Genomic DNA, 25,889 nt, shown 5'->3' on the forward strand with positions numbered 1-25,889 from the left:
CGACGCCGGCACGCGCTTCACCGGTCCGGTCCGTCAGCGACCTTCCCCCGAACCACTCGTCCCCGCCCCGTTCTCCGGAGGAGCCATGTCCACGTCCCGCCCCGACTCCGCCGCGGCCCCGGCGCACGAACCGGACCGCACCGGGCGGCTCGGTGCGGCCCCGGAGGGCGCCGAGCAGACGGTCCGACTCGGGTCCGGCCCGGCGACGGAGGAGCTGACGGTGCGCCTGACCGGAGCCCCGGACGGCGCCGAGCCGGCGAACGGGCCCGTGTCGGAACCGGCGGAGGGGGAGCAGACCGTGCGGTTGGCCGGGGGCTCGGAAGCGGTCGGGGAGACGGTCCGGCCGGGGTCCGGTCCGCTGACGGGGGAGCAGACCGTCCAGCAGTCCCGGAAGACCGCGGCACCGGCCGCCGCCGGGCCGGACACCGAGGCCACCGTCCGGCTCGACTCCGACGACCCGGGGAGCGCGACCTTCCTCGACCCCCGGGTCTGGGGCGGAGCCCCGGAGACGGGGGAGACCGGCACGCTGGTGGACACCCGGACGGGCGGCAGGACGGTGCCCGCCCCGCCGTCGGCGAACGAGGCGGACGCGACCGGCACGCTGGAGAGCGGCGCCACCACCCCGACCGACTCCTCGTCCACCGGTGGTGCGAAGGGGGAACGTCCCTTCGCTCCGGGCGAGTTGCGACGATTCGGCCCCGGCGTCCCGCCGCGCGCCGCCGCCGTCTGGCACGGCGCCACCGTGCCGGACCGGCAGCAGCCGGGACGCCGCCGGGCGTCGCGATGGCTGGCGCCGCTGGCGGTGCTGCTGGCCGTCCTGGCCCTGCTGGCCTTCCTGTTCTGGCGCTTCGCCTCGCCCGCCCTGGCGGTCACGGGCGTCGGCGTGACCACCGACCCCGCGGGCCCCGGCTGTGACGGCACGGCGGTGATCACGGCCGCGGTGGAGACCAACGGCGGCGCCGGCACCATCCGCTACCGCTGGCTGCGCAGCGACGGCACCACCTCCGAAGAGATCCGCCAGGACGTCGAATCGGGCGCCCGCAAGGCCGACCTGGTGCTGCGCTGGAGCTTCGAGGGCCGCGGCGAGCTCCAGGCGACCGCGACCCTGCAGATCCTCGCCCCGGACACCCGCACCGCAGCCACCTCCTTCCCCTACCGCTGTTCCTGAGCGGCGCGGACGGACTGCTCGGGAGGCCCGCCTCCCCGGCCCCGGGACGATGAGGGGCTTCCACCGCCGCGGGACGGGCCCGGGACAGCAGTCCCGGGCCCGTCCGCCTCGTCGGTTGCGTCAGGCCGGGAGGACCGCCTCGATCGCGGCGATGACCTCGTCCGCCTCCGGCTCGGTGCGCGGGCGGATCCGGGCGGCCACGGTGCCGTCCGGGGAGACGAGGAACTTCTCGAAGTTCCAGGCGATGTCGCCCGCCTGGCCCTCGGCGTCGGCGGTGCGGGTCAGCACCTCGTAGAGCGGGTGCCGGTCGTCGCCGTTGACGTCCGTCTTCTCGAACAGCGGGAAGGAGACGCCGTAGGTGGTGGAGCAGAAGGTCTGGATCTCCTCGGCGCTGCCCGGCTCCTGCCCGGCGAACTGGTTGGACGGGAAGCCCAGCACGGTGAAGCCGCGCGCGGCGTACCGCTCCTGGAGCCGCTCCAGGCCGGCGTACTGCGGGGTGAGGCCGCACCTGGAGGCGACGTTGACGATCAGCAGCGCCTTGCCCTTGTAGTCGCCCAGCGAGGCGGCCTCGCCGGAGAGGGTGCGCAGCGGGATGTCGTACAGGCTCACGGAGATGCCCTTCGGTCGGTCGGACGGGCCGGTATCGGCACAGGGGTGTGCGGAGCGCGCCAGGGCGCGACTCACCGTGGCGCACAACTCCCGAGTGCGCCGGTCTGTTCCCGATCGTCATCCGACCAGGTCAGGCGGCCTGCCAGGGCGAACGCCGAGGGTGGTGTACGACCGGCCGCCGGCGGGGTTCGGACCGTGTCCGAAGTGGGGAACCCGTCGTCCCGTGGCCGCGTCGACGGCTGCGGGACGACGGCCGAGGGGGTTGGCGATGCGGGACCGGGAGCAGGACGGCACGGGGGCGGGGAGCGGCGGGTGGCAGCTGCCGGAGTACCGCCACGTCCGGAAGCTCGGTGCGGGAGCGGCCGGGGTCGTGGTGCTCGCCCACCACGACCCCACCGGCACCCCGGTCGCGATCAAGTACCTGCACGACGCGGCGGGCGGGGCCGAGTTGCGCCGGGAGGCGGCGGTCCTGGCCCGGGTGGACTCGCCCCACGTCACCCGGCTCTACGAGTACGTGGAGAGCGGGCCGCACGCGGCGATCGTCATGGAGCTGATCGACGGCATCTCGCTGCGCGCGCTGCTCCGGGAGGAGAGGGCGACCACCCCGGAGGCGGCGCTGGTGGTGCTCAAGGGCTCCTTGCTGGGGCTGGCCGCCGCCCACGCGGTCGGGCTGGTGCACCGCGACTACAAGCCCGCCAACGTGCTGGTCGCGGCGAACGGCACCACCAAGCTGGTCGACTTCGGCATCGCCGTGCCGAGCGGCGACGACAGGGACATCTCCGGCACCCCGGCCTACCTGGCGCCCGAGCAGTGGACGGGCGCGCCGGCCTCGCCCGCCGCCGACGTCTACGCGGCGACCGTCACGTTCTTCGAGTGCCTGACCGGTGCGCGGCCGTACACCGGCGGGACGCTCGCAGAGCTGGCGGTCCAGCACCAGGAGTCGCCGGTGCCGGACGGGCTGGTCCCGGAGGCCGTCAGGCCGCTGGTGCGCGCCGGTCTGGCGAAGCAGCCGGGGGACCGGCCGGCGGGCGCGGCTGAGTTCGTCCGGCTGCTGGAGGCGGCGGCCACGGCCGGGTACGGCCGGCGCTGGGAGGAGCGCGGCCGGTCCGACCTCGCGGCGCTGGTCGCCCTGCTGGCCGCGCTGCTGCCGTGGGGCGCGGCCGGCCCGCCGCCCGGGGGGACGACCGCGCTGGCGCACACGGAGCTCGTGGCCAACCGGGGTGCCGCGGCGAGCCGGGGTGAGCACGTGCGCGGCGGCGGCGCCACGGCGACGAGGGCCGAGCACTCGCGCGGGGGTGCCTCCGCGAGCCGGACGGTCCGGCGGCTGGGGCTGCACGGACGGGTCCGGGCCGAGCATCCGCGACGCCGGCGCGCCCGGGCGGTCGCCGGCGCGGTGGCGAGCACGCTGGCGGCGGCCACGCTGGCCGCGGTGGCGATCGCCGGGACCGGTGACCGCGGCGAGCGGGCCGGGCTGGGCAGTCCGGTGCCGCAGCTCACCACCACCCTGGACCCGGCGGGCGGGGGCGGCGGGGAGACGGCGGGGGGGCCGTCCGACCCGGCGACGTCCGCCGCGTCCTCCGGCGGCCGGACGCACACCGACCCGCCGTCCTCCTCGACCGGCGCACCGCCGTCCCCGCCCACGTCCCTCTCCGCGCCCCCGTCCCCGTCCCCGTCCGCGTCCCCGTCGCAGCCGCCCCGGCCCTCGCCGTCGACGCCGCCGACCGCCGGTCCGACGTCCGGCCGCTCGCCCGGTCCGACGCCGAGCCGTCCACCCGGCCCGCCGATCACTGCGGGCACCACCACGTCGTCCACGTCCAGGCTCACGGACGCGCCGCGGACCACCCCGCCGACCACGGCCACCCCGCCGGCGACGGTCGTCACCACGCCGCCGACCGTCACCACCCCGCCGCCGGTGACCCGGGTGACCTCGCTGAGCGTCGACTCGATCAACTGCCTCGACAGCAGCCTCTGGGGCACCCGGGCCAGGATCACCGTGGTGACGTCCGGGCCGCCCGGGGCCACGCTCACCGTCTCCTGGCAGCACCACTCCGGTGCGAACAGCACGCCGGTGACCGTCGCCACCGAGACCGTGCGGCTCGGCACCGGTTCCGTCACCCTCACCCCGTCCCACGTGTTCGGAAGCGACGACAGCACCTACTGGGGTGTCCGGGTCCTCAGCGATCCCAGGCCGGACAGCACGACGACGGGCTACCGGGAACTGACCGCCTTCGACTGCCGGCAGCCGGGGTGATCCGCGCACCGGCTCGGCCGGCCTGTCCCGCCGGCCTGCTCCGATCCCCCGTCGTCCGCCCCACCGTCCGTTCCCGTCGTCCGGCCCGTCGCGCGTCCTCGGAGGTTCCCATGTCCCTGCCCCGACCGGAGCCCGGCCCCGGGTCCGGCCCCGACCGGACCGTCCGACTCGGCGGCGGCCCGGCGGCAGAGCGGACGGTTCCGCTCGGCCGCGCCGCGCCCGCCGCCGAGGAGGCCGAGTGCGCCACCTACCTCGACCCGACCGTCTGGGGCACCGCGGCGCCGGCCCCGCCCCGGCCGGAGCCCGCACCGGCGCCGCCGCGCCACGAGCCGCCCCCGCCCGAACCGCCGCCGTACGAGGTGCACCGGTTCGGACCCGGCGTGCCGCCCGTGGCCGCGGCGGTCTGGCACGGACCGCCGTCCGCGCCGCCGCTGCCGCCCCGGCGGCGCCGGGGCGTGCGGTGGCTGGTCCCGGCGGTCGTCCTCGTCGTCCTGCTCGCCTTCCTCCTCGTCCGCTGCCGGTCCGAGCCGCCGCTGGCCCTGGGCGGCGTCACGGTCGGCGCCGAACCGGCGGGCGGCCCGTCGTGCGGCGGAACGGCCGTGATCACCGCGACGGTCGCCACCGACGGCCATGCCGGGACCATCCGCTACCGCTGGCTGCGCAGCGACGGCACGTCCTCCGGCGAGCTGGTGCAGCCGGTGCAGTCGGGCGAGCGCCGGGCGGACCTGGTGCTGCGCTGGACCTTCGACGGCCGCGGCACCATGCAGGCGACCGCGACCGTGGACATCCTCGCGCCCCGGCACCTGGGCGCGGCCGCCTCCTTCACCTACGCCTGCCAGGGCTGAGCCACCGGCCAGGCCCGAGCGCCGTCGCTGCCGCCCCGGCGGCAGGACGCGAACGGCTCCGGTGGTACCGCGGATGCGGCGCCACCGGAGCCGGCGGGACGCTCGGGCTCAGACCTTGAGGGCCTTGACCGCCGTCGGGGCGTGCTCCGGGAGCGAGGCCAGCTCCTCGAACTCGGTCACGTTGCTCATGTCGACCGTCCTGCTCATCGAGATGTTCGTGACGCGCTCCAGGATCGCCTCGACCACGACCGGGACCTGGTGTTCGACGGCGAGCTTCTTGGCCTCCTCGAAGGCGGCACCGAGCTCGTTCGGGTCCGTGACCCGGATCGCCTTGACGCCCAGGCCCTCGGCGACCTTGACGTGGTCGACGCCGTAGACGCCGATCTCCGGGGTGTTGATGTTCTCGAACTCCAGGTTGACCTGGAAGTTGATGTCCAGTCCGGCCTGCGCCTGGCGGATCAGGCCCAGGTAGGCGTTGTTGACCAGGACGTGGACGTAGGGGACCTTGTGCTGCGCGGCGACCGCCAGCTCCTCGATCATGAACTGGAAGTCGTAGTCGCCCGAGAGCGCGACGATCGGGGTCTCCGGGTCGGCGGTGGCGGCGCCGATCGCGGCCGGGATGGTCCAGCCGAGCGGGCCGGCCTGGCCGCAGTTGATCCAGTGGCGCGGCTTGTAGACGTGCAGGAACTGCGCGGCGGCGATCTGCGAGAGGCCGATGGTGGTGACGTAGCGGGTCTCCGGGCCGAACGCCTTGTTCATCTCCTCGTACACGCGCTGCGGCTTCATCGGGATGTTGTCGAAGTGCGTGCGCCGCTGCAGGGTGGCCTTGCGCTCCTGGGCGGAGGCGGCCCAGTCGCCGAAGTCGGGGAGCCGGCCCTCGGCCTTGAGCTCGCTGGCGACCGCGATGAAGAGCTCCAGCGCGGCCCTGGCGTCGGAGACGACCCCGTAGTCCGGGGCGAAGATCTTGCCGAGCTGGGTCGGCTCGATGTCGACGTGGACGAACGTGCGGCCCTTGGTGTAGGCCTCCAGGTTGTACCCGGTGTGGCGGTTGGCCCAGCGGTTGCCGATGCCCAGGACGAAGTCCGAGGCGAGGAACGTCTCGTTGCCGTAGCGGTGCGAGGTCTGGACGCCGACCATGCCGGCGGCCAGCTCGTGGTCGTCCGGGATGGTGCCCCAGCCCATCAGGGTGGAGATGACCGGGACGCCGGTGAGCTCGGCGAACTCGACCAGAAGGTCGGAGGCGTCGGCGTTGATGATGCCGCCGCCGGCGACGATCAGCGGACGCTCGGACTCCAGCAGGAAGCCGATGGCCTTCTCGATCTGGGCCCGGGTCGCCGACGGCTTGTAGACCGGCAGCGGCTCGTAGGTCTCCGGGTCGAACTCGATCTCGGTCAGCTGGACGTCGATCGGCAGGTCGATGAGGACCGGGCCGGGACGGCCGGAGCGCATCAGGTGGAAGGCCTGCTGGAAGACGCCGGGGACCTGCGCGGCCTCCAGGACGGTGGTGGCGGCCTTGGTGACCGGCTTGGCGATCGAGGCGATGTCGACGGCCTGGAAGTCCTCCTTGTGGAGCTTCGACACCGGCGCCTGGCCGGTGATGCAGAGGATCGGGATGGAGTCCGCGATCGCCGAGTACAGGCCGGTGATCATGTCGGTGCCGGCCGGGCCGGACGTACCGATGCAGACGCCGATGTTGCCGGCCTTGGCGCGGGTGTAGCCCTCGGCCATGTGCGAGGCGCCCTCGACGTGGCGGGCGAGCGTGTGCTTGATGCCGCCGACGTTCTTGAGCTCGCGGTAGAAGGGGTTGATCGCCGCGCCGGGCACGCCGAACGCTTGCTCAACACCCTCGCGCTTGAGGATCTCCACGGCCGCGGCGGCGGCGGTCATACGAGGCATCGGGTTTCTCCTGCGTCGGCCCGCTGTGGGTCGGAGGGCTCATCTCCAGAGTTCCACCATACGGAAGAATGGTTTCTTTATGCGGAAACAAGGTACGGCGGGGCCTGTCGGGGCGTCAAGGGGACTTTCAACGGAATGTAGAAGGTGGCCGGCTGTGGGGAACCCGCAGGTCGCGGGCGTGGGGCAGGGTGCGGGCGGGGTGCGGGGCGGGGGTCCCGGCGTGCGCGGTTCGGCCGCTCGGCCAGGCTGTCACGGGGGGTGCGGTCGGGTCATCGCCCGTTCCTCCAGTCCGGCGGGCCTCGGCGGGGGCGGCGCTCGTCCCTTCCTGCAAAGGCCCGGCCCGTGTGGCGGGGCGGGCTTCCGTTCGTGGTGGGACGGGGCCCCGGTGGGGGCTGCCGCGCTTCGTACGTATACGTGGTTGCCGAACGTGCGTACCCGCCAGACGGGGGGTTGTGGAGCCGGAAGTGGTGGCATCGTGCTGCCGGGGTGAAGAAATGGTGGGCAACGTTGGCGTCGCAGGGGCTCCTGGGTACCGTCGGTGGCACGCCGGGCCCGTCATGGTTCCCATGTTCAACACGGGCCGCGGCCGGGGGTTCGGGATCGACCGGAGAGCGGGGGAGCTCCGGCCGTCGAGTCCCCGCCTGGTCGTACCGCCGGGTCGCTCGGCCCGGTCGTTCCGTCCGAATCTCTCCGCACGTGCGCCGCGCTGCCCGCCTGCCGCCCGCCGCCCGTCGCGCGGCCCGTCGCCCGCCACCGTGACAGCCCCCCGTGACCGGCCTTCGTGATCCGCCTCCGCTCCCGTCTCGCGTCCGCCCCGCCGGCGGCCGCGCGGAAGGACGTACCCATGGCCCGTACCGTCCGCTCGCTCTCCGCCGTCCGCCCCCTGAACCGGCCGAGCCGCCCGAGCCGCGCCGGTCTCCTCGCCGGCCTCCTCGCCCCCGCCCCTGCTGCCGCCGCCCACGCCCCCGTCCGCCCTGCGCCCGCTCCGGCGGTGGCCGGGTGAACCCCCTGCCCCGGAGCCGGAAGAGCCCGCCGGGCGGCCCCCGGCGCAAGGCCCCGCCGGGCCGCGCCCGCCCGCGCCGCCTGCTGCGCGACCGCCGCCCCGTCCGCGCCCTGCGCGCCGTGCCCTGGCGCTTCGATCTGCCCGCCTCGCTGGTGGTCTTCCTGGTCGCGCTGCCGCTCTGCGTCGGGATCGCGGTCGCCTCGGGCGTGCCCGCCGAGCTCGGGCTGGTCACCGGCATCGTCGGCGGCCTGGTCGTGGGCTCCCTGCCCGGCAGCAGTCTGCAGGTCAGCGGCCCGGCCGCCGGCCTGGCCGTCCTGGTCTACGAGGCCGTGCAGGAGTACGGCGCCGGCGCGCTCGGCATCCTGGTCCTCGCCACCGGCCTGCTCCAGCTGACCATGGGCGCCCTGCGGGTGGGCCGCTGGTTCCGAGCGATGTCCGCGTCGGTCGTCCACGGCATGCTGGCCGGGATCGGCCTGACGCTGCTCTTCGGCCAGCTGTACGCGCTCGCGGACCGGCGCGCGCCCGCGACCGGGCCGGAGAAGATCGCCGGCCTGCCCGGGCTGCTGCGCGACGCCCTGACCGGCGCGGCCGCCCCGAGCGCGGTCGCTCTCGGCGCCGGCACGCTGCTGGTGCTGGTGTTCTGGAAGTACCTGCCGGCGAAAGCCGCCCGTGCGGTGCCGGCGCCGCTGGCCGCGGTCGGCCTGGCCGCCGCCGTGACCGCCGCCGTGGACCTCCCGGTGGCCCGGGTCCGGGTCGCCGGGCTGCTGCAGGTGGTGCAGCCGCCGGAGCACGCCGCCCTCGGCGCGCTGGCCGGCGCCGCCGGTGTCGGCACCATCATCGCGTTCACCCTGATCGCCTCCGCCGAGACGCTGTTCAGTGCGGCCGCCGTGGACCGGATGCACCACGGCCCGCGCACCGACTACGACCGCGAGCTGACCGCCCAGGGCATCGGCAACACGCTCTGCGGGCTGCTCGGCGCGCTGCCGATGACGGCGGTGATCGTGCGCAGCGCAGCCAACGTGCAGGCCGGGGCCCGAACCAGGGCCTCGCGGGTGCTGCACGGGTTCTGGCTGCTGCTGTTCACCGCGCTGCTCCCCGGCGTGCTCGGCCTGGTCCCGCTGACCGCACTGGCCGCCGTCCTGGTGCACGCGGGTGCGAAGCTCGTCCCGGTCCGGCGGATGGTCGGGCTCTGCCGGGAGCACCGGGGCGAGGCGGTGGTGCTCGCGGTCACGGCGGTGGCGATCATCACGACGGACCTGTTCCAGGGCGTGCTGATCGGGATCGGCCTGGCAGTGGTGAAGTCGGCCTGGCAGACCTCGCACCTGCAGATCGGCGTCGAGGAACTGCCCGGTCGGGGGCCCGGCTCGCCCGCCGGCGGCGACGCGCCCGGGTACGGACACCGCACGGCCTGCGGCCGCGCGGAAGCCCGGGATCAGGAGACGTCGGTCGGCCTCGGAGCGGGGCCGGTGCTGCGGGTCCGGCTGAGCGGCAACGCGACGTTCCTGCGGTTGCCCCGGCTGCTGGACGCGCTGGAGCGGCTGCCGGCCGACCGCCCGGTGGAGCTGGACTGGTCCGGCCTGCGCCACCTGGACCACGCCTGCACGGTGGCGCTCACCGCCTGGGCCGCCCAGCACCGCGCGCGCAGCTCGGCGCCGCTGGCCGTCGAGCCGCCCCTGCCGACGGTGGTCTGACGACCCGTCGGGGCGCGGCGCACGGATCCCGGCGCCGCGCTCCGACCGTCTCGGGTGGCATGTGCACCACCACCCTGAGAGTATCTACGGATGATCACCCTCACCGACGACCTCGGCCACCTCTCCTACGTCGTCTCGGGCGACGGACCGCCCGTCGTGCTCGTGCACGCCGGCGTCGCCGACCACCGCATGTGGGACGCGGTCGTACCCGCCCTCGCCGAGCGGCACACCGTCATCCGCTACGACCTGCGCGGCTTCGGCGAGTCCGCGCCGCCGGCCGGGCCGTTCAGCGAGACCGACGACCTGCGCCGCCTCGTGGACCACCTCGGCCACGAACGCGTCCGGCTCGTGGGTGCGTCCTGGGGCGGTCGCGTGGCCGTGGAGTTCACGCTCACCCACCCGGAGCGCGTGCACTCCCTCGTGCTGCTCGCCCCGCCGTGGCCGGGATACCACTGGTCCGCGGACATGGTCGCGTACGACGAGGCCGAGACCGCGGCCCTGGCCGCGGGCGACCTGGACACCGCGGTCCGGGTGAACCTGGACATGTGGCTGCGCGGGCCCGCTCGCGCCTGGGAGGACGTCGCCGCCGGACTCGCCGACCGACTCCGCGGCCCGGTACGGACGTCACTGGTCAACCAGGCCGTGGTGGGCGAGTACTCCCAGGGCGTCACGGCCCGCGACGTCTCCGCCGTCGCCGTGCCCACGCTGGTGGGGATCGGCCGGCTCGACGTCGCCGACTTCCGGGACATCGCCCGCCGGTACGCCGGCGAGATCCCCGGTGCCACACTGGTCGAGTTCGCCACCGCCGCTCACCTCGTCGCCCTGGACGCGCCGGCCGAACTCGCGGCGGCCCTCGGGACGTTCCTCGCGCCGGTCGGTCCGGGTGGTGGGGCGGTCGGCGTGACGGCGGGCGACGGGAGGAGCGAAGAGTCGTGATCGCAGCGTTTTCGGTGACCCCGCTGGGAATCGGCGAGGACGTGGGGGAGGCGGTGGCCGCCGCCGTCCGGGTGGTCCGGGCGAGCGGGCTGCCCAACCGGACCGACGCGATGTTCACCAGCATCGAGGGGGAGTGGGACGAGGTGATGCCGGTGATCAGGGAGGCGATCGAGGCGGTCAAGGCCTACAGCGGCCGGGTCAGTACCGTCATCAAGATCGACGACCGCCCCGGTGTCACCGACGGTCTCACCGCCAAGGTGGCCACCGTGGAGCGCTACCTGTCCGATTCCTGAGGGAGATGTCAAGCGGCCAGTGTGACGGGCGGTATCGGGTTGTAGCACCGTTGTCCCGTCGCATTGAATCGGCGGACTCTCACTCGGTCTCATCCGACCTGGCAGATTCTCAGTGAATCGTGTTCCGAACGCCGACCACCTCGGGAAACTCACTGGCGGCAGCGAGGCCCAGGCAGAACGCTCTCACCGTGACACTTCATGAGAACGAGATCCGTGTGGACGAGGTGGCAGTCCGGTCGCTGCTACAGGAGCAGCGACCGGAGTGGGCAGCGCTTCCCATATCGCAGGCCGGTGCGGGTACGGACAACCGGATGTACCGGCTCGGCGACCAGTTGCTCGTGCGGCTGCCGCGTACCCTGGGCAACGCGAAGGCTGTTCGGAAGGAGCAGACGTGGCTGCCGCGGCTGGCGCCCCATCTTCCCTGTCGCATCCCGGAGCCGGTGCACCGCGGCACTCCGAGCTCGGTCTTTCCGCTCGCCTGGTCGGTGTACCGGTGGATCGACGGCGATGAAGCCGGCCCTGCATCGGTCAGCGATTGGCCCGCCTTCGGGACCGATCTGGCCGTGATCGTGCAGAGCTTGCATGCCATCCCCCTCATGGGAGCCGCTCGGCAGGCTGAGCTCAGCTGGTACCGCGGAGGTGGCTTGCACGCTTGTGACCAGTGGGTCAGCGCGTGCTTCGACGACTGCGGAACGATCGAGGGCCTCGACCTCGACATCGAGCAGCTGCGGCACCTGTGGCAGAGCGCGCTCGCCCTGCCCGAGCCATCGGGCCGCCAGGTGTGGCTCCACGGCGATCTCAAACCCTCCAACCTTCTGGTCCAGCAGGGAAAGCTGCACGCGGTCATCGACTTCGGATGCCTCTCGGTCGGCTTCCCCGACGCCGAGCACTCCCCGCTATGGGATCTTCCACCCGGGGCCCGACAGGCATACTGGGACGCCATGAGTCTTGACGACGTGACGTGGCTGCGTGCCCGGGCGTGGGCCATCGCCGTCGCAGTCAGCGGGGTGTCGTACTACTGGCACACCTACCCCCGCTTCGTCGACGAGTGCCTGTCGCGTCTCCGCGCGATCCTGGGCACCGCCGGCGAACGGTGAACGGGTCCCGGACGGGTCCTCACCGCGAGTGCTGGTTCCGCGAGAGCCAACTCGTTTGAGAACGGCATCCGACTCCGTTCCCGAACCACCTGGCAACCGCACAGGTTGGAGAACGGCCGGCTGCCAACTCGAACGGGGCGGGACAACCGTCCGTCGCGCAGGAGGGCCCACATGACGTTGACCCGGCGGCGGGCGAGTGCCAGGACGGCTTGGACGTGTCGTTTGCCCTCGGAGCGCTTGCGGTCGTAGAAGCGGCGGGACTCCTCACAGCAGCGGATGCTGATCAACGCGGAAGTGTAGAAGACCCGTTGGAGACGTCGGTCGTATCACTTGGGGCGGTGCAGGTTGCCGCTGATCTTGGGGTCGCGGGGAGCCGGGGCGACGCCGGCGGATCCGGCGAGCCGGTCGGCACTGGCGAAGGCCTCCATGTCTCCGCCGGTGGCGGCGAGGAATTCGGCGCCGAGCAGGGGGCCGATGCCGGGCATGCTGGCGATCACTTCGGCGTGCCGGTGTTCGCGAAACCGGCCCTCGATGAGCTTGTCGGTCTCGGCGATCTTCTCGTTGAGGGCCATCACCTCCTTGGCGAGGGTGTGCACGACGTGCGCTGTGATCTTCTCGCCGGGGACGGACGTGTGCTGGCCCTCGGCGGCCCGGACTGCCTTGGCCGCGAGCTGGTCGGTGATGATCGCCGCGTCCTTGGCGTCGGTCTTGCCGCCGCCCCGGTAGCCTTCGGAGGTCCGGTTCACGGCCCGCCCGGGGATGTAAAGCAGGTGCTGGCCGTGGCCGGGCAGGACCGCGATGACGAGGGCGGCTCCGCCGTCCGCCAGGTCGATGCCCCAGGCGGTCATCTCGCCCAGGGCAAGGACGTCGGCAAGGAGCGGAGCAGTTCCGTCTCGTCGTTCGCCACCTTGCGGGACAGGAGCCGCTTGCCGGTGTCGTCGATCACCACGCAGTGGTGACGGGTCTTCCCGGCGTCGGTACCGACCCAGATCGCTGTCACTCGCTTCTCCACGGGTCGCTTGCTGACGGGTACCACGGACGACCTCGCTGTCGAGTCCCTTGTGAGCGATCAGCGCCGCAATTCCTGATGAGCAGTCGAGTCGTCGTGGGGGCCGGGCGGCGAATCGGGCGTATCCACGGACGGCAGAGGACTGAAAGCCACACCCGGACCCCCGGGGTGAGCCAACCCTACGAGTGGCTCGCTCATCCCGATCAACAAGGTAGGGAGGGCTGAGGGGGTGCCGGCGGGTTCGACGTGGACCGACCGGAGGCGTCGAATCCGCCTGATGGTGTCGAACCCGCCGACTTCGGAGACGTCATCCGCTCGTCTCCTGCCCCCCGGGCCTCTCCCGCCCCCGGTGCACCGCCGGTCGGCGGCCGGTCGCGGGCCGGTCCGGCTCCCGGCGGATTCCCGACCGCAGGTGAACGGGGTGCGGGGCCGGTGGTCCCACGTGCCGGGCCGCGCCGGCAGCGGAGTTGGCGGGGATGAGCGCTTGTGGGCCGGTGGTGTCCCTCCGCAGGCTGTGTCATGTCAATGACATGACCGCCGGCCGGACCGCACGCCCGCGGGGGGAGATCGGGGAGCGGCCGATGCACTACCACCAGCTGGACAGTTCCGCCGTCGAACCGGGGCACCGCTTCGAGTGGTGGTGCGAGATGGTCGCCCGGGACGTCGCGCCCACCCGGATCACCACCGAGCACGCCGACGACTTCCCCGCGACCGTGGGCACTCTGGCACTCGGTCCCGGGCAACAACTCACCACGATGTCCTTCCCGTCCATCCGCTCGGAGCGCACCCCCGCTCTCATCCGGCGCTCCGACCCGGAGGTGTACGAGCTGGCGCTGATCCGGGGCAGTGCGATGTGGATCGCGCAGGGCGACAACGAGACCCGGATGCGTTCCGGTGACCTCGTCCTGTGGAACACCTCCCGCCCGTTCGACGGCCGAGGGTTGCCCGGCGGCGTCTCCAGGGCCGTCATCCTGCACCTTCCGGTCGCCGAACTCCCTCTGCACCACCGCCGGTTGGACCGGCTGCTGGCCAGCTCCGCGCCGGCCCGCGGCGGGGTGGGCGGGGTGCTGGCCGCATTCCTGCGCGGCGTCGTGCGGGAGGCGCCGGCCCTCGCCGAGCACGAGGCCGTCCGGCTCGGCGTCGCGGCGCGCGAGCTGGCCATCGCCTTCCTCGCGCACCGGCTCGGTGTCGAGGACCGGCTGCCGCCGGAGCCGCGCCACCGGATGCTGCTCGCCCGCATCGACGCGTACATCGAGGAGAACCTCGGCGACCCGGACCTGTCGCCCGCCGCGATCGCGGCCCGGCACCACATCTCGCTGCGCACCCTGCACGGGCTCTTCCACCGCGAACAGCGCGGCGGTGTCGCGGCGGTGGTCCGCCGGCGCCGCCTGGAGCGGTGCCGGGCGGACCTCGCCGACCCGGCTCTCGCGGTGGTGCCGGTGCACGCGATCGCGGCGCGGTGGGGCTTCCGCGCCGCCGCCGCCTTCAGCCGGGCCTTCCGCGACGAGTACGGCACCACCGCGAGCGAATTCCGGTCCGCGGCGGGTTCAGCGGTGCTCTGAGCCCGGGTACGGTGGTGCTACGAGCCGCAGCGGACGTCGACCGAGGTCAGCCGGTCGTTGTGCGCGGAGGCGAGGTTGCCCCGCCACCAGCGCGCGACGGTGCCCATGTATCCGGAGCGGTCGTAGCCGGCGTAGATCTCGGCGGGGCCGCCGCCCCGGTTCCAGACCGAGCTGGCGCGGTCGTTGAACCAGCCCGGGACGTTGTTCAGCCCGCAGTAGGGCACGACCCAGATCCAGCCACCGGCGTTGGCGTTCTGCCAGAAGCAGGTCTGGCCGTCCTTGCAGAGGTCCCAGGCCGAGTTGAGCGCGTCCGGCCCGGTGACCCGGTACACCCCCTGCTCCCCGGCGACCGCAGTGACGGTGGTCTCGGCGCTCGCGGAAGGAGCGGCGGCGAGCGCCGAGGCGCCGGCCAGGACGGCGACGGCCGCGGCGGCGAGCCTGGTGCGGATGTGCGACATGGGGCATCTCTCCCGGGATCGGTGGCGGGCACCGCCGTGGTGCCCACCACCAACCCTGCGGCAGTGCGCGGCAGGAGTCGTTGGCTCTTCGCGCAAGGCCCGTTGACGCTGCGCGCAGACCGCCGACCGCCAGGTGTCGCCGCAGGTCCGGCGTTCGGGGGCGCAGACGCGAGGCCGGGCCGCTCAGACCTCCGGGCCCCGGGCCGCGCGGAGGATGTGATCGCGGGAGGCGGCGGCCTCCGCCCGCAGCGCCGGCAGGTCGACGTCGAGGACGCGGCCCGCCCACTTGCGGACCTGCCCGCCGATGAGGACGGTGTCGATGTTGCGGGCGTCGCTGCCGAGGACGACGGTGCCGGTGGCGTCGTTCAGCGGCAGGTTGTTGATCTCGTCGGTGGTGATGACCAGCAGGTCGGCCTGCTTGCCCGGGGTCAGGGAGCCGGTGACCCCGGCCAGGCCGCAGGCCTGCGCGCCGTGCAGGGTGGCGAAGCCCAGGACGTCATGGGTGCTGATGCGTGTCGGCTCGCGGCCGGTGCCGTGCGCTTCGTTGACGGCCCGCATCCGCTGGACGGTGTGCAGGGCACGCATCTGGGTGAACATGTCGCCGGCCAGGGCGACTTCGACGTCGATGCCCAGGCCGGGCCGGACACCGACGGCCAGTGCCTCGTCGATGGCGGGTACGGCGCTCTCCAGCCCGATCTGGGCGTCCGAGGTGGGCGCGAGGGACACCGTCGTACCGCTGTCCGCGATGGCGCGCCATGCGTCGGAGCTCAGTGCGGTGGCGTGGATCAGGGTCAGGTGTTCTCCGAGCAGCCCCTGCCGTTCCCAGGCGAGGACGGCCTCGGAGGACGCTCGTCCGAAGACCGCGTCGACGCTCACGCCGATGCCCAGCTCCGCCGCCGTGCGGGCGAGTTCCGGCCCGTAGGCCAGGCCGGGGCCCGCCACCCGGTCGGTGGCGAGGGCGGCGAGTCGGACGGTCGTCAGGCCGTCGTGGTACTGCTCGTGCAGGCGGGCCAGGTCGGCGGGCCACTGGTGGTCCCAGGTGCCGAAGTGCGGGCCCATGGCGGCGTGCACGCCTCGGATGCCGCTGTCGACCAGGGCCCGGACGGCGGCATCGGAGTGGGCGGCGCTGCGAGAGTTGTGGGAGAAGTCCAGCATCGTGGTGATGCCCGCGTCGACGGCGGCCAGGGCGGCCAGCCTGGTGCCGACGTACATGTCGTGGGGCCGGTAGGCGGGGGCGAACCCGGCGAGCGTGGTGGCGACGTAGCCCGCCAGGTCGTTCACGTCGGGCATGATCCGGCGCAACTGGGCCTGCCAGGCGTGGCGGTGGGTGTCGACGAAGCCGGGGGCGAGGACGGTCCCGGCAGCGTCGACCACGATCGCGTCCGCCGCTGCCCCGTGGGCGCGGAGGTCGGGGCCGACGGCGGCGATGGTGCGGCCGACCACGAGCAGGTCGCCGGCGTCGAGGATCCCCAGGGCGGGGTCCATGGTGAGGACGGTGGCGCCGGTGAACAGGATGCGGCGGCCGGGGTCGCCGGCGGTCCGGCGCAGCCGCTCCAGGAGGGGACGGCGTGCGGTGTCGGTGGGACGGTGGATCTGATCGCTGCTCATGACCGCCCAACCTGGCACCTGCCCGGCGGGGCTTCCAGGCCGCGCTGTTCCGGGGTGCAACGCACCATGGCTCAGCGCTTCGGCCCGTGGCAGGCGGACCCTAGTCTCGGGAGCATGCGCACTGACGAGACCGTGCCGCGAGGCAACCCCCTCGGGGAGTACCTGCGCGCCCGCCGTGAACAGCTGCCGCCCGGGCTCGCGGGCATCACCTCCGCGGGCCACCGAAGGGTGTCGGGCCTCCGGCGGGAGGAGGTCGCCCTGCTCGCCGGGGTGAGCACCGACTACTACACGCGTCTGGAGCAGGGGCGCGAGCGCAATCCCTCCCGCCAGTTGCTGCACGCCGTCGCCCGCGCGCTCCAGCTCGACGAGGACGCCCTGGCACACCTGCTCCACCTGACCGCCCCGCCCGGGCCCCGCCGCCGCAGGCGGGGCCCGGAGCAGGTGTCGCCCGCACTCCGGCAGTTGCTCGGATCGCTGGCCACTCCGGGCCTCGTGCTCGGTCGCTCGCTGGACGTCCTGGCGCTCAACCCGTGCGCGCGTGCCCTCTACGCACCGTTCGCGCGGACGGACAACCTGCTGCGGATGACGTTCCTCGATCCGGCTGCGCGGTCCTTCCACCGCGACTGGGACGAGGCGGCCCGGGCCTCGGTCGCCACTCTGCGCAGTGCCGCGGGCCGGGACCGGGACGAGCGCGGGCTGATTGAACTGGTCGGCGAACTCGCTCTGAAGAGTGACGAGTTCCGGGTGCTGTGGGCGCGGCACGAGGTGCACGGCAAGTCGGACGGTTCGAAGCGGTTCCGGCACCCGCAGCTCGGGGACCTCGACCTGCACTACGAGACGTTCACCGTCAACAGCTCCCCGGAGCAACAGCTGGTGGTGTACCAGGCCACCCCCGACACCGCCTCCGCCGAGGGCCTGGCCCTGCTTCGCGCGCTGGCTTCCTGAGGGCGCAGCCCTCAGCGGCCCTGCTGGTTCCCGGCCCACACCCGGGGAGTCCGGTCCGACCACGGGCTGGCCAGTTCGAGCTGTCCGGCGAGGCGGAAGAGGCGGCCTTCGCGCCCGTGTCCGGCGGCGAACTGCATGCCGACCGGAAGTCCCGTACCGGCGTCGGCCGTCACCGGCACGGACATGGCGGGCGTGCCCGCCACGTTGAACGCCGCGGTGAACGGTGAGAGGTCGAAGAGCCGGCGGAGCCAGCCGAGGCCGTCCAGTGCCGCTGCGCCCCGGCCGTGGGTGCCCAGCGGCACCGGCAGGTCCGGCACGGTCGGGGTGAGCAGTACGTCGTACGTGTCGAAGTACCGGGCCAGGTTCCGGGAGACCTGGTTGCGGACCGCCAGCGCGGTCACGAACTCGGTACCGCTGACGCGGTGCCCGTAGTGGTAGCCGGCGAGCGTCGGCGGTTCGAGGGTCGAGGAGTCGACGGGCCGTCCGGAGGCGGCGGCCAGCTCGTCGATCGAGGCCGTGAGGTTCGCCGTCCACAGCCGGGCGTTGGCGAGGACGAACTGCTCCCAGTCGACTCCGAGGTCGGGCTGGGCCTCCTCCACCCGGTGGCCGAGGGATTCCAACAGGCGTACGGTGCGGGACAGCGCGTCGGCGACGGGCGGTGCGGTGCGGCGCCCGCCCCAGGCGTGGGCGAGGACGCCGATCCGCAGGGAGCCCGGGTGCCGGGTGACCTCCTCCGCGTACGGCCGGGACGGCTCCGGGGCGACGTAGGGGTCCCCCGGCTCCGGTCCGCGGATCTGGTCGAGCAGTACGGCGCTGTCACGTACGGTGCGGCTGATGCTGCCGTGCACGGCCAGGCCGTTGAAGATCTCGTCGACGGCGGGGCCCACCGGTACGCGCCCGCGGGTCGGCTTCAGGCCGAACAGCCCGTTGTAGGCGGCGGGGATGCGGATCGAGCCCGCCGCGTCGGTGGCGTGCGCGACCGGGACGATCCCGGCGGCGACGGCCGCGCCCGCGCCGCCGCTGGACCCGCCGGAGCTCCGCGCGAGGTCCCACGGGTTGCGGGTGACGCCGTACAGCACGGGCTCCGTCGTGGTGTCGTAGGCCATCTCCGGGGTCGTGGTGCGCCCGAACGTGACCAGGCCCGCGCGGCGGAAGCGCGTCATCAGGGTGGAGTCGGCGCCGGCGACGTGGCCGGCCGTGAGGCGGCTGCCGAGCTCCGTCCGCCGCCCTGCCATGGTGACCCCGAGGTCCTTGATCAGGAAGGGGACCCCGGCCAGCGGGGTGCTGCCGGGGCGGGGCTCGTCGTCGGACGGCCACGTCTCCACGACGGCGTTGAGCTGCGGGCCGACCGCCCGTGCGGCCTCCCGTGCGGCCGCTTCCAGTTCGGCGGGGGTCACCTGCCTCCGGGCGACCAGTTCCGCGAGCCCGACCGCGTCGAAGCCCACGTACTCGCTGAGGTCCACTGCCACTCCTGGGGTCGAGAACGATACCGAACAGTCCTTGACGATACCGCTCGGTATCGTGTGGAACGGACTGGTACCGTAGCAGGAAGTGCAGGGACCGCAACCGACCGGAGGCCACGAGCAGCCATGACATCGCCCGCCAGACGACCGAGCCGGGTGGCGAAACTGCCACCGCGTGAGCGCATCCTCGACGCCGCGGAGGAGCTCTTCCAGAGCGAGGGGATCCGGCGGGTGGGCGTCCAGGCGATCGCCGACAAGGCCGAGACCACCAAGATGGCGATCTACCGTCACTTCGAGACCAAGGACGAGCTCGTCGCGGAGTGGCTGCGGATCGTCGCCGCCGATTACCGAGCGGCGTTCGACCGGGTGGAGGCCGAGTACCCCGGGCGGCCTCGGGAGCAGATCCTGGGCGTGGCCCGCTTCATCGCCGAGGGGTTGCCGGCGGTCTCGTACCGGGGCTGTCCCTTCATCAACTCGATCGCCGAACTGCCCGACCGCTCCCACCCCGCGCGCCAGGTGATCGAGCAGCACAAGGAGCGTCAGGCCCGCCGGCTGGTCGGCCTGTGCGCGCAGGCCGGACTCGCCGACCCCGAACAGGCTGCGGCCGAGATCACCTTCGTCCTCGAAGGCGCACAGGTCAGCACGCAGAACGGAAGCATCGACCGGGCGGGGGAGCGCCTGATGCGGACCGTCGAGGGGATCGTGGACCGGTACCGCCCGGCCGGGGGCGTGGGCTCCTGAGCGGATTCCCCCGAACGGCGGATGCGTGCCGTGGCGGATCCCGGCCCTGCGGTCAGCGGCCTGCGGAGCCGAACCGACACCACCCACCGGAACGAGGTCCCAGGGCGCACCCCGGCTCGTCCAGGCCGACCTCCACGACGGCACCGTGACCGACTGCCGTTCCGGCGCCACCACTTCGCGATGCCGTTCGCGGCCTCGGACTCCGCGGGCGCCGTCCCCGTCGGCGTGGTCTGCGCGGACGCCGACCCGTTCCTCCGGTCCACCCGACCGGCACCCCGAGCACCTGCGGGGCGACCCTCCTGGAGGGCGCCGTCACCAGGGCGCGCAGCACCTTCGTCCTGGCCCGGTCCGTGAGCGCGGCCATGTGGGCGCTCGCCCTGGCGGGCCGGTCGGTTGCCGGGCGACCGGTTGCGGGGGAGGGCGCGCCGCCCTGACGCTCCGTCGGCCGGTCGGCGCCCCGCCTGCCGGGTGCTTCAGTCGAGGGCCGGGTAGTCGGTGTAGCCCGTCTCGCCGCCCACGTACATCAGGTGCGCGTCCCGGATCGGGTTGAGCGGCGCCCCGGTGCGCAGCCGGGCGACCAGGTCGGGGTTGGCCAGGAAGGCCCGGCCGAGGGAGACCAGGTCGGCGCCCGCCGCCAGCAGGCGCTCGGCGGCGGCGCGGCCGCCGTCGGCGGGCAGGGGGCCGGGCCAGGGCAGGGACGGGTTCGCGATCAGCGTGCCGGACCAGGCCTTGCGCAGGGTGCGGAACAGCGGCTGGTCCGGGTCGGCGAAGACGACGTGCAGGTAGGCCGGGCCCAGGTCGTCCAGAGCACTCAGGAGCGCGGGGTAGACGTCGTCGACGTCGTCCTCCGCCATGGCGTTGGCGGTGACGCCGGGGGCGATGCGCACCCCGACGCGTTCGGCACCGACCGCCTCGACGACCGCGCGGACCACCTCGACGGTGAGGCGGATGCGGTTGGCGACCGTCCCGCCGTACCCGTCGGTGCGGTGGTTGGTGTGGTTGGAGAGGAACTGGTGGAGCAGGTAGCCGTTCGCGGCGTGGACCTCGACCCCCGCGAAGCCCGCGTCCACCGCCCCGCGCGCGGCGGCGGCGAAGTCGGCCACGGTGGTGCGGATCTCCTGCTCGGTCATCTCGCGCGGCACGACGTTGTCCCGGTGCCCGGACGGGGTGACGATCGTGCCGGGCAGCGGCACCGGTGACGGGGCGAGCGGGTGGAGCCCGCTGGTTTCGGGGTGCCCGACCCGGCCGCCGTGCTGCAGCTGGAGGAACATCTGCCCGCCCGCCGCCCGGACGGCGTCGGTGACGCGACGCCACCCGGCCACGTGCGACTCGTCGTGGATCGCCGGGATGTTGGGGTAGGTGGCGCCCACCGCGTTCGGTGTCGTGGCCTCCGCGATGATCAGTCCGGCCGATGCGCGCTGGGCGTAGTACACGGCCATGATCGGTTCCGGTACGCCCGCGGCGCTCGCACGGTTGCGCGTCATCGGGGCCATCACCAGGCGGTTCGCGAGCCGCAGGGCGCCGAGCCGGGTGGGCCGGAAGAGCGCGGAGTCCGTGCCGGCGGCCTCGGTGTCCGCGGCCGCCACCGGAACCGTGGTGTTCGTGCTCATGATCGTGCTCCTTCGTCGTCCGTCGTGGTGCCGGCCGGGCGCTCCGGCCTGCTGGTCGGACGATCCCGCAGCGCGCTTCGGCTCTGCTGATGCTCCGCTGACGGTCCGTCGGCAGTCCGGCACGACCAGCTGATGATCATCCTGTGTAGGGTGTGTCCCATGAGGTTCGGGGTGCTCGGCCCGTTGGCGGTGTGGGACGGTGACGGTGCGCCCGTGCGGGTGCCCGAGACCAAGGTGCGGGCCCTGCTGGCCGACCTGTTGCTGCACGAGGGCCGACCGGTGTCGCCTGACCGCCTGGTGGACGACATCTGGGGGGACTCCGCGCCCGCCAACCCCGCCAACGCGCTCCAGGCCAAGGTCTCCCAGCTGCGCCGGGCGATCGGCCGTGACCGGGTGACCCACCACCCGGCCGGATACCGGCTCCGCCTCGACGACGGCACCGCCCAGGTCGACGCCGCCTGCTTCCGGGCACTGGCCGAACAGGCCCGCAGCGAGACCGACGCGCGTGCGCGGGCCGCCGCCCTCACCCGGGCGCTGGACCTGTGGCGCGGACGCCCGTACGCCGACTTCGCCGACGAGGAGTTCGTCCGCCCGGCCGCCCAGCGGCTGGCCGAGGAACGGCTCGCCGTCGTAGAGGAACTGGCTGAGGCCCGCCTGGGGTTCGACGATCCGCTGCTGCTCGGCGAGGTGGCCGAGCTGGTGGACCGTCACCCTCTGCGCGAGCGGCTGCGCGCCGTCCAGCTGCGGGCCCTGTACCGGGCCGGTCGGCAGAGCGAGGCGGTCGCCGCGTACGGTGAACTGCGGGCGCTGCTCGTCGACGAGCTGGGCCTCGACCCGAGCCCCGAGCTGGCGGCGCTGCACGAGGCGATCCTGCGACAGGACGCGGCCCTCCTGCCCGCCGCCGTGCCGCAGGCCCGGCCGGTCCCGGCCCGCTCGCCCGCCGGGGCCCCGGACGCGGCCCGCACGGCGGACCCGGGTGCGTTCCACCGCTCGAAGCTGCCCGTCCCGCGGACCGCGCTCGTCGGGCGCGGCCCCGCGCTGGACGCCCTCGCCCGGCTCGTCCGCACCGAGCGCCTGGTCACGTTGACCGGCCCCGGCGGGGTGGGCAAGACCCGGCTCGCCCTGGCCCTCGCGCGCCGCCTCGCGGACGATCCCGAAGGCGGCGCACCGGACGGGGTGCAGCTCGTCGAGCTCGCGGCCCTGCCGGCCGACGCCGCCGACCTCGCCCAGACGGTGGCCGCGGCCCTCGGCATCCGCCAGACCGCCGTCCCGGCTGTGCCCCCGGGCTCCCTCTGCCCCGCGCTGGCCGCCGCCCTGCGCGACCGCCGGGCCCTGCTCGTCCTCGACAACTGCGAGCACGTGATCGAGCCGGCCGCCGAGCTCGTCACCGTGCTCCTGGACGCCGCGCCCGAGCTGCGCATCCTCGTCACCAGCCGGGAGTCGCTGCGGCTTGCCGGTGAGGTGGTGTTCCCCGTCGCTCCGCTCGACCCGGACGCGGCCGCGCAGCTGTTCACCGAACGGGCCGCCGCGGCCGCGCCGGGGTTCGCTCCTCCTGCCCGGGGCGCCGGGACGGGGGACGACGGAACGGAGGAAGGCGGAACCGGGGCCGCCGGGACGCGGGCCGCCGTCGCGGAGATCTGTCACCGCCTGGACGGCATCCCCCTCGCCCTGGAGCTCGCGGCCACCCGTGTGCGGGCCATGGGCGTCCGGGAGCTGGCGGCGCGGATCGGCGACCGCTTCCGGGTGCTCGGTTCCGGGCAGCGCGGCCTCCCGGCGCGGCAGCAGACCCTGCGCGCGGTGATCGACTGGAGTTGGGACCTGCTCACCGCACCCGAGCAGACCGTCCTGCAGCGGCTGGCCGTTCCCTCCGGCGGCTGCTCCCTGCAGGCGGCCGAGGCGGTGTGCGCCGGAGGCGGCATCGCCGGTGACGACGTCCTCGACCTGGTCGGCCGCCTGGTCGACCGCTCGCTCGTGCAGGCCGCGCACACCGGTGACGGCCCGCGCTACGTCCTGCTCGAATCGATCGCCGCCTACGCCCGCGACCGGCTCCACGAGGCGGGCGAGTTCCCGGCCACCGCGGCTCGCCACGCCGCCTACTTCCGCGACCTGGCCGAACGGGCCGAAGCCGACCTGCGCGGGCCGCGGCAGCGGCTGCGACTCGCCCTTCTGGACGCCGAGTCCGCCAACCTCCGCGCCGCGCTCGACCACCTCCTGCGCACCGGCGACCAGGACGGCGCCGCCCGCCTGGCAGCCGCCCTCTGCCCCTGGTGGCTGCTGCGCGGCCGCCTCCACGAGGCCGGACGCGCTCTCGCCGCCGTCCTGGAAGCGGTCACCCGCACTCCGGCCACCGCGCCCGTGCCCGCACCAGCCACGCCGCCGCCGTCGGCCTCGGTTTCCGCGGAACTCCACGTCCTGGAGAGCGCGTTCGCCATGCTCACCGGCCGCCGGCCGCCCGGGCGGGACTGCCCCGAGGCGGACATCGCCGATCCCGTCCGGCGCGGCCGGGCGCTGTGGCTGTTCGCCCACGGCCTCCACCACGCGGGGGACCCGGTGGCGGCGCACGCCGTCGGCACCCGCGCCCTGAGCCACTGCGTCGCCGCGGGCGACCGCTGGGGCGCCGCGGCCGCCCGGGCCCTGCTGGCCCGGACCGCGCTGGCCACCGGCGACCTGGTGCAGGCCCGTCGGGAAGGCCGTGCCGCCGCCGCAGAGTTTCGCGAACTCCAAGACGGGTGGGGCGAGTTGCAGATCGTGCCGACCCTCGCGGCACTCGCCGAGATCGAGGGCGACTACGCCGACGCAGAGTCCCGCCACGCCGTCGGGCTGCGCCTCGCCGAGCAGCTCGGCCTGGCCGTGGAGGCCTCCGCCTGTCTCGCGGGCCTGGGCCGGCTCGCGCTCCTCGCCGGCGCATGGGAACGGGCCCGGCTGCTCCACGAGCAGGCCCGTCGCGCAGCCGTCGAGCAGGGCCACCTCTTCGGCGAGGTGTTCGCCGTCATGGGCCTCGCCCTGGGCGCGCGTCGTGCCGGTGACCTCGACGACGCGGAACACCACCTCAAGGCGATGCGTGACGACTACCCGTCGTCGCTCGGGGGGAAGCACCTGATCGAGGTGGAACTCGGCTTCGTCGCCGAACTGCGCGGCCTGCCCGCCCGGGCCGCCGCCCACCAGGCACGCGGTCTGGCCCACGCCCGGCAGCTGGCCGAGCCACGCGCCCTCGCCCTCTCCCTGGAAGGCACCGCCGGCGCGGCCGCGGCCTCCGGCGGCACCGAGGGATACGTCCGGGCCGCGCTGCTCCTCGGCGCCGCCGACGCCGCCCGTCGGGGCGCCGGTGCTCCCCTGCCGCCCGGCGAACGCGCGGACGTGGACCGGATCACGACCGCGGCCCGCACGGCCCTCGGCGCGGATCGCTTCGCCACCGTCTTCGACCAGGGGGCGTCCCTCTCACTCCCGGTCGCCGTCCGCACCGCCACCGAAGCCTGACCCGACGGCGGTCGGTTCGCACGGCGCGGCGGGTTCGGGGCGCCGGGGGAGGCCGACTCCGGCCGGATCCGGTGCCCCGCGCATGCCGCGAAGCGGTGAGGCGAAGGCCGGGACGAAGCTCAGTGTCATGCCGACCGCCCCGATCGTCATCGTGGCCCTCGCCCCCAGCGCGGCGCCCGCGGCTGCGCCCAGCACTCCACCCAGGGCCAGGCCGCAGCCGGACAGGAACCGGGTGGTGGCGCTCATCCGGCCGAGCATGCCGACCGGGGTGAACGCCTGTTGGACGCTCGACTGGGCGACGAGGCGGACGGCTCCGCCGAGGGAGAGGGCCGCGAGTCCGACGGCCGCCACGGGGACGGTCCACCCGGGGCGGGCCCACGGCATCAGGACTGTCGGCGGACAGGTCACGAGGGGCGCCAGCCAGATGACCGGGCCGGGGCCGAATCGCGCGGTCAGGCGTCCCGCCCAGAGCGCACCCACCAGGGCGCCGCAGCCCATCCCCGCCAGGACGAGGCCGATGCCGGTGGAGTCGAGGCGCATCTCCCTGGACAGCAGGACCAGCAGCATGGCCTGGTACCCGGCCAGGAAGAGGGTGAAGCAAGCGTCCCCCAGGACGGTCGCGCGGAGCACGGGGCCCGTGAGAACGAATGCCAGGCCTTCCCCGATGCCGCGGAGCAGTGGGGGCCGGTCGGCGGGTGCCGGTCTCCGTTCGCGCTTCCGGATGCCGATCGCGAGGAGTCCGGACGCCGCCATGGCCAGCGAACTCGCCAGGAGCGCGGCCGGGGCGCCCGTCCAACCTGCCAGCGGGCCGGCCACCGCCGGACCGCCGATGCTGGTCACCGAGCGCACCGCCGAGAGCTTCGCGTTCCCTTCGACGAGCTCGTCGCGCTCCACCAGGTGCGGGAGGCAGCTGACGTAGGCGGCGTCGAAGACGGCGGTCAGCGCGCCGTGGACCGCGGCCGCCGCGAGGAGCCGGTCCATGGTGAGGAGGCCGGCCCACCACGCGATCGGTGTCGCCGCGAGCGCCAGCGCCCGCACGAGGTCGGCGCCGATCATGACCGTCCGCTTCGGCAGGCGGTCGACCCACGCGCCGGCCGGCAGCCCGGCCAGGAGCGAGCCCGTGGTGACCACGGCGGTCAGCAGTCCGACGTGGAGCTCGTCGGCGTCCAGGGCTGTCACGGCGACCAGCGGAAGTGCCAGGAACATGATGCGGTCGCCCAGTTGACC

19 protein-coding genes and 1 pseudogene are annotated in these 25,889 nt (G+C 74.3%); 12 read left to right on the top strand and 8 right to left on the bottom strand.

The features are described from left to right. The first annotated feature begins 85 nt into the window (after nucleotides 1–85). Nucleotides 86–1,168, top strand: coding sequence for a hypothetical protein (locus ACF9IK_RS33285; protein ID WP_395297785.1), 1,083 nt, complete (start codon nucleotides 86–88; stop codon nucleotides 1,166–1,168). Nucleotides 1,169–1,288: 120 nt separating this feature from the next. On the opposite strand, the gene ACF9IK_RS33290 is transcribed toward ACF9IK_RS33285, so the two are convergent. Next, nucleotides 1,289–1,777 carry a glutathione peroxidase gene (locus ACF9IK_RS33290; RefSeq protein WP_395297786.1) on the bottom strand — a complete coding sequence of 163 codons (489 nt, stop codon included), beginning with the start codon at nucleotides 1,775–1,777 and terminating at the stop codon, nucleotides 1,289–1,291. 268 nt (nucleotides 1,778–2,045) lie between these two features. Between ACF9IK_RS33290 and ACF9IK_RS33295 the strand changes: the two genes are divergently transcribed. Together ACF9IK_RS33295 and ACF9IK_RS33300 are read left to right on the top strand one after the other, a co-directional pair. Further along, complete coding sequence (locus ACF9IK_RS33295; RefSeq protein WP_395297787.1) at nucleotides 2,046–4,028, top strand: protein kinase domain-containing protein; 1,983 nt, start codon at nucleotides 2,046–2,048, stop codon at nucleotides 4,026–4,028. 110 nt (nucleotides 4,029–4,138) lie between these two features. Beyond that, entirely contained in the window at nucleotides 4,139–4,873 is a 735-nt protein-coding gene (locus ACF9IK_RS33300) for a hypothetical protein (RefSeq protein ID WP_395297788.1), read from the top strand. Between the two features lie 108 nt (nucleotides 4,874–4,981). On the opposite strand, the gene gcl is transcribed toward ACF9IK_RS33300, so the two are convergent. Continuing rightward, complete coding sequence (gene gcl, locus ACF9IK_RS33305) at nucleotides 4,982–6,769, bottom strand: glyoxylate carboligase (protein WP_395297789.1); 1,788 nt, start codon at nucleotides 6,767–6,769, stop codon at nucleotides 4,982–4,984. An 844-nt stretch (nucleotides 6,770–7,613) separates the two neighbouring features. Here gcl and ACF9IK_RS33310 point away from each other — a divergent pair. The 5 genes from ACF9IK_RS33310 (at nucleotide 7,614) to ACF9IK_RS33330 (ending at nucleotide 11,789) form a co-directional block, all read left to right on the top strand. Next, the gene (locus ACF9IK_RS33310; RefSeq protein ID WP_395297790.1) at nucleotides 7,614–7,772 is read left to right on the top strand and encodes a hypothetical protein; all 159 of its coding nucleotides are present in this window, start codon (nucleotides 7,614–7,616) and stop codon (nucleotides 7,770–7,772) included. 119 nt (nucleotides 7,773–7,891) lie between these two features. Continuing rightward, nucleotides 7,892–9,463: a SulP family inorganic anion transporter gene (locus tag ACF9IK_RS33315; protein ID WP_428846389.1), complete on the top strand. Its 1,572-nt coding sequence runs from the start codon at nucleotides 7,892–7,894 to the stop codon at nucleotides 9,461–9,463. A gap of 90 nt (nucleotides 9,464–9,553) precedes the next feature. Then, nucleotides 9,554–10,399 (top strand): alpha/beta fold hydrolase, encoded by an 846-nt coding sequence (locus ACF9IK_RS33320; protein WP_395297791.1) that lies wholly within the window; start codon nucleotides 9,554–9,556, stop codon nucleotides 10,397–10,399. Next, nucleotides 10,396–10,692, top strand: coding sequence for an MTH1187 family thiamine-binding protein (locus ACF9IK_RS33325; RefSeq protein WP_395297792.1), 297 nt, complete (start codon nucleotides 10,396–10,398; stop codon nucleotides 10,690–10,692). Before ACF9IK_RS33320 ends, ACF9IK_RS33325 begins: the two co-directional genes overlap by 4 nt. 188 nt (nucleotides 10,693–10,880) lie before the next feature. Further along, entirely contained in the window at nucleotides 10,881–11,789 is a 909-nt protein-coding gene (locus ACF9IK_RS33330; protein ID WP_395297793.1) for an aminoglycoside phosphotransferase family protein, read from the top strand. Nucleotides 11,790–11,923: 134 nt separating this feature from the next. On the opposite strand, the pseudogene ACF9IK_RS33335 reads toward ACF9IK_RS33330, so the two are convergent. Beyond that, a pseudogene (locus ACF9IK_RS33335) lies at nucleotides 11,924–12,789 on the bottom strand (IS110 family transposase); the annotation flags it as partial. A 590-nt stretch (nucleotides 12,790–13,379) separates the two neighbouring features. Between ACF9IK_RS33335 and ACF9IK_RS33340 the strand changes: the two are divergent. Beyond that, nucleotides 13,380–14,360, top strand: a complete 981-nt coding sequence (locus ACF9IK_RS33340) for a cupin domain-containing protein (protein WP_395297794.1) — start codon at nucleotides 13,380–13,382, stop codon at nucleotides 14,358–14,360. Between the two features lie 17 nt (nucleotides 14,361–14,377). On the opposite strand, the gene ACF9IK_RS33345 is transcribed toward ACF9IK_RS33340, so the two are convergent. Beyond that, complete coding sequence (locus tag ACF9IK_RS33345) at nucleotides 14,378–14,818, bottom strand: peptidase inhibitor family I36 protein (protein ID WP_395297795.1); 441 nt, start codon at nucleotides 14,816–14,818, stop codon at nucleotides 14,378–14,380. A 183-nt stretch (nucleotides 14,819–15,001) separates the two neighbouring features. Then, complete coding sequence (locus tag ACF9IK_RS33350) at nucleotides 15,002–16,426, bottom strand: amidohydrolase family protein (protein WP_395297796.1); 1,425 nt, start codon at nucleotides 16,424–16,426, stop codon at nucleotides 15,002–15,004. A 114-nt stretch (nucleotides 16,427–16,540) separates the two neighbouring features. Here ACF9IK_RS33350 and ACF9IK_RS33355 point away from each other — a divergent pair, with 114 nt between their 5' ends. After that, nucleotides 16,541–17,371 (top strand): helix-turn-helix domain-containing protein, encoded by an 831-nt coding sequence (locus ACF9IK_RS33355; protein ID WP_395297797.1) that lies wholly within the window; start codon nucleotides 16,541–16,543, stop codon nucleotides 17,369–17,371. A gap of 11 nt (nucleotides 17,372–17,382) precedes the next feature. Here the strand turns inward: ACF9IK_RS33355 and ACF9IK_RS33360 are convergent, their stop codons facing one another. Continuing rightward, a complete protein-coding gene (locus ACF9IK_RS33360; protein WP_395297798.1) occupies nucleotides 17,383–18,834 on the bottom strand; it encodes an amidase in 1,452 nt (483 codons plus the stop codon). A gap of 126 nt (nucleotides 18,835–18,960) precedes the next feature. On the opposite strand from ACF9IK_RS33360, the gene ACF9IK_RS33365 reads away from it, so the two are divergent. Next, nucleotides 18,961–19,575, top strand: coding sequence for a TetR/AcrR family transcriptional regulator (locus ACF9IK_RS33365; RefSeq protein WP_395297799.1), 615 nt, complete (start codon nucleotides 18,961–18,963; stop codon nucleotides 19,573–19,575). 473 nt (nucleotides 19,576–20,048) lie between these two features. On the opposite strand, the gene ACF9IK_RS33370 is transcribed toward ACF9IK_RS33365, so the two are convergent. Beyond that, nucleotides 20,049–21,068, bottom strand: a complete 1,020-nt coding sequence (locus tag ACF9IK_RS33370) for an alkene reductase (RefSeq protein WP_395298754.1) — start codon at nucleotides 21,066–21,068, stop codon at nucleotides 20,049–20,051. 276 nt (nucleotides 21,069–21,344) lie between these two features. On the opposite strand from ACF9IK_RS33370, the gene ACF9IK_RS33375 reads away from it, so the two are divergent. Continuing rightward, entirely contained in the window at nucleotides 21,345–24,662 is a 3,318-nt protein-coding gene (locus tag ACF9IK_RS33375) for an AfsR/SARP family transcriptional regulator (RefSeq protein WP_395297800.1), read from the top strand. Here the strand turns inward: ACF9IK_RS33375 and ACF9IK_RS33380 are convergent. Beyond that, nucleotides 24,624–25,868 (bottom strand): MFS transporter, encoded by a 1,245-nt coding sequence (locus tag ACF9IK_RS33380; protein ID WP_395297801.1) that lies wholly within the window; start codon nucleotides 25,866–25,868, stop codon nucleotides 24,624–24,626. The two genes, ACF9IK_RS33375 and ACF9IK_RS33380, sit on opposite strands and share 39 nt — an antisense overlap. Nucleotides 25,869–25,889 lie beyond the last annotated feature (21 nt).

The sequence above is a fragment of the Kitasatospora hibisci genome (assembly GCF_043950205.1).
In the GTDB taxonomy this organism is placed as follows: Bacteria; Actinomycetota; Actinomycetes; order Streptomycetales; family Streptomycetaceae; genus Kitasatospora; species Kitasatospora hibisci.